Source organism: Staphylococcus sp. B1(2026), assembly GCF_058895785.1.
The window spans coordinates 1-11,543 of the sequence record NZ_JBZXTS010000040.1 but is presented as its reverse complement, the minus strand read 5'-3'; the positions used below and the strand labels follow the sequence as shown (position 1 = coordinate 11,543).

Annotated in this window: 11 protein-coding genes; 3 read left to right on the top strand and 8 right to left on the bottom strand. The window is 32.5% G+C overall.

From position 1 onward, the window contains the following. Nucleotides 1–153 precede the first annotated feature (153 nt). Both AC5EAH_RS06555 and AC5EAH_RS06550 read left to right on the top strand, forming a co-directional pair. Entirely contained in the window at nucleotides 154–405 is a 252-nt protein-coding gene (locus tag AC5EAH_RS06555) for a DsbA family protein (RefSeq protein ID WP_493493975.1), read from the top strand. Then, nucleotides 387–782, top strand: coding sequence for a DsbA family protein (locus tag AC5EAH_RS06550; RefSeq protein WP_493493974.1), 396 nt, complete (start codon nucleotides 387–389; stop codon nucleotides 780–782). The genes AC5EAH_RS06555 and AC5EAH_RS06550 overlap by 19 nt, the downstream gene beginning before the upstream one ends. Before the next feature lie 118 nt (nucleotides 783–900). On the opposite strand, the gene AC5EAH_RS06545 is transcribed toward AC5EAH_RS06550, so the two are convergent. The 5 genes from AC5EAH_RS06545 to pdhA all read right to left on the bottom strand — a co-directional run bounded on the left by AC5EAH_RS06545 (nucleotide 901) and on the right by pdhA (nucleotide 6,580). Further along, nucleotides 901–1,548 (bottom strand): hypothetical protein, encoded by a 648-nt coding sequence (locus tag AC5EAH_RS06545; protein WP_493493973.1) that lies wholly within the window; start codon nucleotides 1,546–1,548, stop codon nucleotides 901–903. A gap of 193 nt (nucleotides 1,549–1,741) precedes the next feature. Continuing rightward, nucleotides 1,742–3,151 (bottom strand): dihydrolipoyl dehydrogenase, encoded by a 1,410-nt coding sequence (gene lpdA, locus AC5EAH_RS06540; protein ID WP_493493972.1) that lies wholly within the window; start codon nucleotides 3,149–3,151, stop codon nucleotides 1,742–1,744. Nucleotides 3,152–3,154: 3 nt separating this feature from the next. After that, entirely contained in the window at nucleotides 3,155–4,450 is a 1,296-nt protein-coding gene (locus AC5EAH_RS06535) for a dihydrolipoamide acetyltransferase family protein (RefSeq protein ID WP_493493971.1), read from the bottom strand. A 33-nt stretch (nucleotides 4,451–4,483) separates the two neighbouring features. After that, nucleotides 4,484–5,461, bottom strand: a complete 978-nt coding sequence (locus AC5EAH_RS06530; protein WP_493493970.1) for an alpha-ketoacid dehydrogenase subunit beta — start codon at nucleotides 5,459–5,461, stop codon at nucleotides 4,484–4,486. A gap of 3 nt (nucleotides 5,462–5,464) precedes the next feature. Next, complete coding sequence (gene pdhA, locus AC5EAH_RS06525) at nucleotides 5,465–6,580, bottom strand: pyruvate dehydrogenase (acetyl-transferring) E1 component subunit alpha (RefSeq protein ID WP_493493969.1); 1,116 nt, start codon at nucleotides 6,578–6,580, stop codon at nucleotides 5,465–5,467. A 296-nt stretch (nucleotides 6,581–6,876) separates the two neighbouring features. Here pdhA and def point away from each other — a divergent pair, with 296 nt between their 5' ends. Beyond that, nucleotides 6,877–7,425: a peptide deformylase gene (gene def / locus AC5EAH_RS06520; protein ID WP_493493968.1), complete on the top strand. Its 549-nt coding sequence runs from the start codon at nucleotides 6,877–6,879 to the stop codon at nucleotides 7,423–7,425. Between the two features lie 37 nt (nucleotides 7,426–7,462). On the opposite strand, the gene AC5EAH_RS06515 is transcribed toward def, so the two are convergent. The 3 genes from AC5EAH_RS06515 to AC5EAH_RS06505 all read right to left on the bottom strand — a co-directional run. Further along, nucleotides 7,463–8,221, bottom strand: coding sequence for a formate/nitrite transporter family protein (locus AC5EAH_RS06515; RefSeq protein ID WP_493493967.1), 759 nt, complete (start codon nucleotides 8,219–8,221; stop codon nucleotides 7,463–7,465). A gap of 194 nt (nucleotides 8,222–8,415) precedes the next feature. Then, entirely contained in the window at nucleotides 8,416–9,699 is a 1,284-nt protein-coding gene (locus tag AC5EAH_RS06510) for an adenylosuccinate synthase (RefSeq protein WP_493493966.1), read from the bottom strand. Between the two features lie 174 nt (nucleotides 9,700–9,873). Then, nucleotides 9,874–11,543 (bottom strand): NEAT domain-containing protein (locus AC5EAH_RS06505; RefSeq protein ID WP_493493965.1); only part of this gene is annotated, 1,670 nt, incomplete at its 5' end.

Sequence of the window (11,543 nt, the reverse complement as noted above, 5' to 3'; positions counted from 1 at the left end):
AACAAGCAAACTAAAATCATATTATATCTGTATTTTTTATAATCTCATTTTATTTCTTTAAATCATCTTTGTAAATATTTTTGGTCAAATAATGTCAAGTAAATAAATTTACTTATATGATTATTATTCCTATAATGAAAACAATTTATAAGAATGAAAATAGAAATTTGGTCAGATGTTTATTGTCCATTTTGTTATATTGGAGAAACAGTATTAAAACCTGTATTAGATAAATATCCTGATGCTAAAAATGTACAACTAGAGTTTAAAAGTTTTGAATTAGATCCGTCAATTCCACAAGGTACAAGTTACCCAGTCATTGATTATGTCGCTAAAAATATGGATTTACTCGCCAACAATCACAAAATAACAGTAAAAATATTGAAATGCGTGCTAAACAAATAGGCTTAAACTTAGATTTTTCAAATGTTATTGTTGCCAATACATTTGATGCTCATCGCTTAATTCAATTTGCACAAGACAAAGGAAATGCATTACCCATAGTAGAACTTTTATTTCAAGCGCAATTTCAAGAAGGTTTAGATATTGGAAATCATGAAGTTTTAATAACATTAGCTAGTGAAGTAGGATTTGATAAACAAGAAGTCAAAGAAATGTTATCAAGCAAACAATATATGGCACAAGTAAAAGTACAAGCACAAGAAGGTATAGAAATAGGTGTGCGTAGTGTACCATTTTTCTTATTTGACAAAAAATTGCTGTGTCAGGTGCCCAACCTGAAAACATTTTTGAAAATACTATTGAAGATGCATTTGGTCTAACAAAAGCACCTACTTTTAAAACTTTAGGTGATGATAATAATGGTAGTTGTGGTCCAGAAGGTTGTAGTATATAAAATAAATCCCTTAGATTTCAAATTGATTCTAAGGGATTTTATTATTATTTAACAGCATTTGTTGCAGGTAATTTTTTTACTGAATTATTGTTTATAACTTCAGCTGATTTAGATGTTACTTGTTCTTTATGTTCGTCCTTCAGTTCTTCTGTTACAATTTCTTTATTATCTGTCTGTTCTACATTACTTTCTGATGTAGAAATATTATTTTGTGTAATTGTTACTAAACCTTCATCTGTAATTTTTACTTTTTTAGTATTCATTTCAAATGTTAAATTTTCTGGTTCATGAACTGCTCCAAACATATTTTTACTATATATTCTTAGGCGATATACTTTATCTAAATCCATTTGACTCACATCAAATGATAAATTTACTAAACCTTTATCTTTATTTACTACCTGAATAGTTGCTTCAGTTTCATTGTCGCTATTATTATCTTCATATACAGCAAATGATAATTCATTATAGTCATTGAATTTAAAATTATGTTGATCATCTGCTTTAATTACAGCTGGAATTGTTACGATATTTCCCTCATAACTAACTTTTCCTTCTGCGACAATTTCAAAATTTGAAGCTGATGCACCATTAAAATCTTGAGGATAATTAGCATAAGCATTATTTGTTATTAATAATGACCCTGACAAAACTAAACTACCTAAAGCGATGAATAATTTGTTATTTTTCATAATGAATTCTCCTTTTACATGTATTTATGTTTATAATATTTTATTATATTTATATTACTAAAGCACAATAATTATTTCAATTATATTACAAAAAGATTACTTAAATGTTGCTAAAATAAAAAATCCTATTAGAAATTATTCTCTAATAGGATTTTATTAACAAATCTAGGGGGTGTCGATTTATTTAAATTTATTATTTTAATACATGAATTGGTGAACCAATTAATACTTCAGCAGCTTCCATTGAAATCTCACCTAATGTTGGGTGGGCATGGATTGTTAATGCCATATCTTCTGCTGTCATACCTGTTTCAATGGCTAAACCTAATTCAGCAATAATATCTGACGCACCTGCACCTGCAACTTGTGCACCTAATAGTAAACCGTCTGATTTACGAGATACTAATTTAACAAAACCATCAGTTTCATTTAATGCTAATGCACGTCCGTTAGCTGCAAATGGGAATTTAGCTGATACAATTTCATAGCCTTCTGCAATTGCTTGTTCATCTGTTAAACCAACAGTTGCTAATTCAGGATCTGTGAAACATACCGCTGGAATAACTAAGTAATCCACTGCTGATGCTTCACCTGAAATTGCTTCTGCTGCAACTTTACCTTCATAAGAAGCTTTATGTGCTAATGGTGGTCCAGGAACGATATCTCCAATTGCATAAATGTTTGATACTGAAGTACGTGATTGTTGATCAACTTTAATTAAACCACGTTCTAACATTTCTATACCTAAACCTTCTAAGCCGATATCACTTGTGTTAGGACGACGACCTACAGTCACTAAACAGTAATCTGCTTCAACAACTTCAGTTTTACCGCCAGCTTCATAAGTTACAACAACTTTATCGTCTTTTTCTTCAGCACTTTTAGCCATTGCATTTAAAACAATTTTAACGCCTTTTTTCTTCATTGATTTTTTAACAACAGCCGTCATGTCTTTTTCAAAACCATTTAAAATGTCTGGTGAACCTTCTAAAATAGTAACTTCTGTACCAAAGTTTGCATAAGCTGTTGATAATTCTGAACCGATATATCCACCACCTACAACAACAATTTTCTTAGGTACTTCTGTTAAAGCTAAGGCACCTGTTGAATCAATGATACGTTTACCAAATTTAAAATTAGGAATTTCAATTGGACGTGAACCAGTTGCTAAAATTAAATTTTTAAAATTATATGTTTGTGCTGAATCTTCAGTCATTACACGTAATGAATTAGCGTCATTAATATATGCTTCACCATATACTACTTCTACTTTATTACCTTTTAATAATGCAGATACACCACCCGTTAACTTAGATACAACGCCATCTTTAAATGCTTGAACTTTATCAAAATTTAATTTAACGCCTTCTGTTTCAATACCCATATTTTCTGATTCTAAAGCTGATGTATAACGATGTGACACTGATAGTAATGCTTTAGAAGGAATACATCCTACATTTAAACATACCCCACCTAATTTATCACGTTCGATAAGTGTTACTTTTTGACCTAATTGTGCGGCACGAATAGCTGCAACATAACCACCAGGTCCACCACCAATTACTATAGTATCTGTTTCAATAGGAAAATCTCCAACTACCATTTTTTAGCCCTCCATTAACATTAATTCTGGATTATTTAATAAACGTTTAATATGGTTCATTGCATTTTGAGCAGTTGCACCATCAATCATACGGTGGTCAAAGCTTAATGATAAAGCTAATACACGTGCAGGTACAATTTCACCTGCTTCATTAACAACAGGTTTCAACGCAATACGACCAATACCTAAAATTGCAACTTCTGGGTGATTAATAACTGGTGTGAACCATTGACCACCTGCAGAACCAATATTAGAAATTGTAATAGAACCATGTTTCATTTCATCAGCTGCTAATTTACCTTCACGAGCTTTAGTAGCTAAGTCATTAATTTCAGCTGAAATTGTAAATACTGATTTACGATCTGCATGTTTAACAACTGGCACTAATAAACCTTTTTCAGTATCTGCTGCAATACCAATATTGTAATAATGTTTATTTACAATTTCATTAGTTGCATCATCAATTGAACAATTTAATGCTGGGAATTTTTTAGCTGCACTTGTTAAAGCTTTTACAACATATGGTAAGAATGTTAATTTAATACCTTCTTCTGCTGCAATATCTTTAAATTTCTTACGGTGATCCCATAATGCATCAACAACTACTTCATCCATAATTGTTACGTGTGGGGCAGTATGTTTAGAATTAACCATTGCTTTAGCAATAACTTTACGGATTGGACTTAATGGTTCACGTGTTTCTGGGAATTCTTCACCAGCTGGTACAATTGGTGCTGCTTTTGCTGCTGGTACTTCTTCAGCAACTACTGCTTCAGGAGATGCTGTTGCTACTGGTGTTGAACCACCTGCTAAGAATGCTAAAACGTCTTCTTTTAATACACGACCATTTTTACCACTACCAGCTACAAAACGAATATCTACACCTTCTTCACGTGCAAATTTACGTACTGATGGCATTGCGATAACACGTGCTGATGGTTCTGCTAAACCTTCTTGTGGTGCAATCTCAACTACTTCTTCTTTTACTTCTTCTACTGGTGCTGCTTCTTGAGCAGGTTCATCATGATGATCGTCACCTTTAAATTTAAGGTTTTCATAACCTGGTGCATCAAATGTAATGATAGTTTGTCCGACAGTTGCTACAACACCTTCTTCTACTAAAACGCCTGTTACTTTACCTTTTACAGGAGATGGAATTTCAACAACTGCTTTATCATTTTGCACTTCACAAAGTACATCATCTTCTTCTACTTCATCACCAGTTTTAACAAACCATTGTACGATTTCACCTTCATGGATACCTTCACCGATATCAGGTAATTTAAATTCAAATGACACGTTTGTTTCCTCCTATACTATATTTCTAATCAATTAAAATTCTAAAATTTCTTTTGCTTTTTCTACAATATGTGATTTGTTTGGTAACCACACATTCTCAGCTTGTGTAAATGGATAAATAGTATCTACTGCCGATACACGACCGATAGGTGCTTCTAAACTTAAAATTGCACGTTCAGCAATTTCAGCTGCTACAGTCGCACCAATACCTGCTTGACGTTGTGCTTCTTGAACAACAACAACACGACCTGTTTTTTCAACAGAAGCCACAATTGTTTCAATATCTAATGGTTGAATAGTACGTAAATCGATAACTTCAACTGATACACCATCTTTTGCTAATTCTTCTGCAGCTTTTAATGATTCTTGTACCATTGCACCATAGGCAATTAAAGTAATATCTGTTCCTTCTTGTTTAACAGCTGCTTTATCTAAAGGTACTGTGTAAGATTCTTCCGGTACTTCTTCACGGAATGAACGATATAATTTCATATGTTCTAAGTATACAACTGGGTTATTATCACGAATAGCAGAAATTAATAAACCTTTTGCATCATATGGATTTGAAGGAATTACTACACGTAAACCAGGTGTTTGAGCCATTAATCCTTCTAAATTATCTGCATGTAATTCAGGTGTATGTACACCACCACCAAATGGTGAACGGAACGTTACTGGTGCATTGTTTGTTCCACCTGAACGGAAACGCCAACGTGCTAATTGAGCTGCTACTGAATCAAAAACTTCAAAAACGAAACCAAAGAATTGAATTTCTGGTACTGGACGGTAACCTTCCATGATTAAACCGCATGCTAAACCACCAATACCTGATTCAGCTAAAGGTGTATCGAATACACGATCCTCCCCAAATTCTTTTTGTAAACCTTCAGTAGCACGGAAAACACCACCATTTACTCCAACGTCTTCACCGAATACTAAGACATTTTCATCGTCACGTAATTCACAACGTAACGCATCCGTAATTGCTTGAATCATTGTCATTTGTGCCATTGATTATTTACCTTCCTTCTCTTTTAGTGCTTCGTATTGCTCTTTTAAGTTAAATGGCATGTCACCATCATACATTAATTCCATTAATTGCAATACTGTTTGTTTTGGTGTTTCATCGGCAATTTTAATCGCTTCTTTAATATCTTCTTTTGCACGTTCTTCTACTGCTTGTTCTTTTTCTTCATTCCAAATACCTTTAGCTGTTAAGTATTTACGGAAACGAATTAATGGATCAACTAATTCCCATTCATGCTCTTCATCTTTTGTACGGTAACGACCTGGATCATCCCCAGCCATTGTATGTGGACCATAACGGAATGTTAATGTTTCAATTAAAGTTGGTCCTTCACCATTGATAGCGCGCTCACGTGCTTGACGTGTTACAGCATATACTGCTAATGGATCCATACCATCTACTTGTACACTTACAATACCAGCAGCAATACCTTTTTGCGCTAAAGTTTTAGCAGCTGTTTGTTTGCTACGTGGTGTAGAAATTGCATAGTTATTGTTTTGAATTACAAAAATAGCTGGTGCTTTGAAAGCACTCGCAAAGTTAATACCTTCATAGAAGTCACCTTGTGAAGAACCACCATCACCTGTATATGTAATCGCAACTGCTTTACGTCCGCGTTTTTTAATACCTAAAGCTACCCCAGCAGCTTGGATATATTGCGCTCCAATAATAATTTGTGGTGATAACGCAAGTACATTCTCTGGCATTTGATTTCCTACAAAATGACCACGTGAGAATAAGAATGCTTTGTATAAAGGTAATCCTTGCCAAATTAATTGTGGTACATCACGGTAACCTGGTAGAATTACATCTTCCTGCTCCAATGCAAATTGTGTTGCCAATTGTGAAGCCTCTTGACCTGCTGTTGGTGCATAAAATCCTAAACGACCTTGACGGTTTAATGAAATAGAACGTTGATCTAACACACGTGTGTATACCATACGTTCCATTAATTCCACTAATTGCTCATCTGTCAAATCAGGAACTAAGTCAGGATTAACAACTTCTCCTTCTGGATTTAAAACTTGCACAGGCGTAAACATGTCTTCAATTTTGTGTAATGTTTTTACTGCATCAAATATCTTGTCTTTTTTTGGTGCCATTATAATTTCACCTATTCCTTTCGGTAATTTCTTAATACACTTGCCTATGGGTAAGTGTTTTCAAATATATTGTAACATATTGTTTCAAAACTAAAAAGAAAAATGTTTAATTTTAAAAAAATTATATGTCTGTTGGTATCACCGACATTATTCTAATAATAATAAACTGTTACAGTCATTTTTTGATAATTCATTATAACAGATTTTGACACATTTAATTGTGAATAGATAGTATTCATCTCTTATTTAAATTATGCTATACTGTATAAATATTATAATAGAAAAGAGGACTTGTCATGTTAACAATGAAAGATATTATTCGTGATGGACATCCGACATTAAGAAAAGTAGCTGAACCTATTTCATCACCTATTAACGAAGAAGATAAGGCAATTTTACAATCACTACTTACATTTGTTATTAATTCACAAGATGAGGCAATGATTGAAAAATATCAATTTAGAAGTGGTATTGGTTTAGCTGCACCGCAAATCAATATCTCGAAACGTATGCTGGCTATTCATTTAGAAGATGCTAATGATAAACTACATAGTTATGCATTATATAACCCTAAAATCATTAGTCATTCGGTTGAAAAAAGTTATATATCAACAGGAGAAGGTTGTCTTTCAGTTGATGAAAATATTCCTGGACTGGTACATCGTCACGCACGTATTACTGTTGTAGGTTATGATGAAAATGATAATGAAGTTAAATTACGCTTATCAGGTTTACCAGCTATTGCAATGCAACATGAAATTGATCATCTTAACGGTATTATGTTTTATGATCATATTAACAAAGATAATCCCCTATCACCTTTACCAAATGCGATTGAAATATAAGAAGTGACTAGCAAAAGCTAGTCACTTCTTATATTTATTATTTTTTATATCCCCAATAATAGAAGGCACCTACAAAAAGACCACCACCTATTAAATTACCTAAAAATACAGCACATAAATTGCTAATAAAATCAAACCATGTAATGGCACCACCAGCAAAGATCGCTGCTGGAATGAAGAACATATTAGCAACAACGTGTTGAAAACCTGTAGCAATGAAAATCATAACTGGGAACCAAACACCTAATAATTTACCTATTGCATCCTTAGCACCAAATGATAACCATACTGCTAAACAAACAAACCAGTTACACCCAATACCTGATACTAATGCATGTAAAAAATCGGCATCAACTTTTGCCTGTGCTGCATGAAGTGTTTTATCTAAAAACGCACCTTCTGTTAGACCTAAAAAATGTCCAAAGGCATAAGCAACAAATAATGATCCTATCAAATTAGCTATAAAAACAACACTTAAATTTTTCAATACTTTCAGTTCAGAAATGCGTTTATTCATATAAGCTACAACTAATGACATCATATTACCTGTCACTAATTCACCACCAGCCATAACAATACAAATCAAACCAATAGGAAAAACAATAGCCCCTAATAAACTATTTAAACTTCCCCATTCTTTAGGTAAAGTACCTGTTACACGAATTAACACTAAAGAACTCAGTGCAATTAATGCACCTGCTACAAATCCAAGAATCATTAAAGATCCAATAGAAGTTTGTGTTTTCTTTTCACCTTTCTTTATCGCAATTTCTAAAATTTCACTCGGTTCAAACATAAAAATAAAACCCCTCTCAAAATTATATAACCAATACTTTTTAATGACTATTTCAGTATAATTTGAATAGTTAGCATTGTAAACGGAGTTCATAAAATTATCATAATTATTCTATTTATTTTCAAAGTATCTTGACAATATAAAAATGTGATATATCCTCGTTATTTCAACAAGAATATATCACAAATTAAGTTTTACCACATATTATCTAATAAATTCGTTTGATTTCTATCCGGACCTACTGAGAAGATAGAGATTTTAGCACCTACTAATTCTTCAATTCGTTTTAAGTAATTTTGTGTATTGATTGGTAATTCTTCGAACGATTGACATTGTGTAATATCTTCATGCCAGCCAGGTAATGTTTCATAAACTGGTTGACAAGCTTGTAAAATATTTTCATTAGCAGGATACTCTGTCAAAACTTCACCATTATATTCATAAGATACACAAATTTTCAATTCTGGTAACCCTGATAGCACATCTAAACAATTTAATGATAAATCAGTTAAACCAGACACACGTTTTGCATGACGCATTACAACTGAGTCAAACCATCCAATACGTCTTGGTCGTTTAGTTACTGTACCATACTCATTTCCAATATCACGAATACGTTGGCCAATTTCATCAAATAATTCTGTAGGGAAAGGTCCCTCACCTACTCGTGATGTATAAGCTTTACAAATACCAATAATTTTATCAATCTTAGTTGGACCAACACCTACACCTGTTGTTACACCACCAGCAGTTGGACTTGATGAAGTAACATATGGATAAGTTCCATGATCAATATCTAACATAGTACCTTGTGCACCTTCAAATAATACTTTTTTGTTATTATCAAAAGCTTCATCTAAGATTTTAGATGTATCTGTTACGTAAGCTGCTAATAATTGACCAATTTGGTAATATTCTTCAAATATAGCCTCCACTTCAAATGGCTCTACATTATAAATTTTAGTAAACAATTCATTTTTATCTAATAAATTTTGTTCTAATTTTTGACGGAAAATTGTAGCATCTAATAAGTCAGCCATACGAATACCACAACGTTGATATTTATCAACATAAGCTGGTCCGATACCTTTTTTAGTTGTACCTATTTTATTATCTCCACGACGTGCTTCTTGAACTTCATCTAATTTTAAATGATACGGCAAAACAATATGCGCACGATTTGAAATTCTTAGATTACTTGTCACAATACCACGCTCATTTAATTCTGTTAATTCTTTTAATAACCATTTAGGATCAATAACAACACCATTACCAATAATAGATAATTTTTCTGGATAAAAAATACCCGATGGTACTAATTGTAATTTATATACTTGATCATTAAATTTAATCGTGTGTCCTGCATTATTACCACCTTGGTAACGTACGATAATATCTGCTTGTTTAGATAAAAAATCAGTAATTTTACCTTTTCCTTCATCGCCCCATTGTGAACCAACCACAATAATCCCTGTCATAATCCTTCTCCTTTAACGTTAAGTTTTTATTAATACCATACTATATTAACAGTAACATCTTAATAATTCAAGCTATAAAAATATTTATTTCTTCACTCCATATAAATAACGTTCGGTTTTTATAGTTTCAACATAAAATAAGAAGACATTAAACGTCTTCTTATTTTATAAATATTAATTTGATTTTTTATTTCTTCTTACAAATAATATAATAGCCCCTAAAAATGCGATTAAACTACCGATATAAGTCATTGTGAAGGAGCTTGCTTCACCTGATTTTGGTAATAAACCTGATTTAGCCACACCTTTTTTCAAACCTGTTGTCGATAAATTAGTTGCGCCTTTAATTAAAGCGACACCACCTTGTCTCTCACCAGTTTGAACACCTGTTTCATCTACTAATAACGTTACATTATAAACATTATCATAATTCAATGATGGTACGACAATATGTACTTGGGCATTATATAATGCTTGATCTTTATTATATACAAAACGAACAATTTGACGATCGTTAACAGCATCTGTTGAGACAATATCAACTGCTTGACCTTCTACGACAAATGATCGCCATGAAGAAGCATTATTAATCACCAATTGTACATATGCCACACCATTAACATTTACTATTTCTGATGATTCAATATAACCATCCATTACTGAAATTTGTGATGTACCATATTTGAACGCACGTAAAACATTATTAGCTTTTATTACATTTGTTTGTCCATCTGTTTTTTCAATTAATAAAGGCATTAATTCATTAGGTTGCGTTACTTGTGGTACTATTTGTTGAGATGTTGTTGGTATATTAATTGTAACATTATAAGTATTATCATAGTTGATACTTGGTATAACAATATGTACTTGTGATGCGTATTGTTGTTTGCCTGTTGTATATTCAAACATCACTACTTTACGATCTTTCATCATATCATAAGAAACTTCAATAACAGGTTGACCTTCTACATTAAATGATTGCCATACTGATGCATTATCAATCGTCATTTGCACATATTTTTTACCATTCATTTCTACAATTTGTGATGACTTAATATAATCTGCCATTTTTGATAATTCTTGTGTACCATATTTAAACACTTGCGCTACATTTGTTACAGATTGTGATGTTGACGGTTTTTCTGTCGGTGTCACTGGTGCTATAGGTTTCACTGGTTCTGTTGGTTTCACTGTCTCTGTTGATGGTTTTTCTGTTGGACGTTTTTTAACGATTGGTTCTTGTGCTAATTTACCAATATGTAATTTAACTGGATAACTACGTTGATGCTGACCTGTATTAATATCAAATGTTGTTTCAACATCTGATGATGTCACTGTAAATGTAGCTGTTCCATCTTCATTAATCGTTACTGCTTGACCATTAACACTGAAACCTTCTAGACTATCTCGTTTAACAAATTTCAAAGTTACTTTATCACCAACTACTTTAGCTGTATTTTCGATATAGCTTTGCATTGACGAATAAGTTGGTTCTGTTGCTTTAGCATTTAATAAGTAAACATTTTCTGTTGTTTCTATCGGTTTAGTCATCTCTGTTGATGGTTTTTCTGTTAGACGTTTTTTAACGATTGGTTCTTGTGCTAGTTTACCAATATGTAATTTAACTGGATAACTTCGTTGATGCTGACCTGTATTAATATCAAATGTTGTTTCAACATCTGATGATGTCACTGTAAATGTAGCTGTTCCATCTTCATTAATCATTACTGCTTGACCATTCACACTGAAACCTTCTAGACTATCTCTTTTAACAAATTTCAAAGTTACTTTGTCACCAACTACTTTAGCTGTATTTTCAATATAGCTTTGCATTGACGAATAAG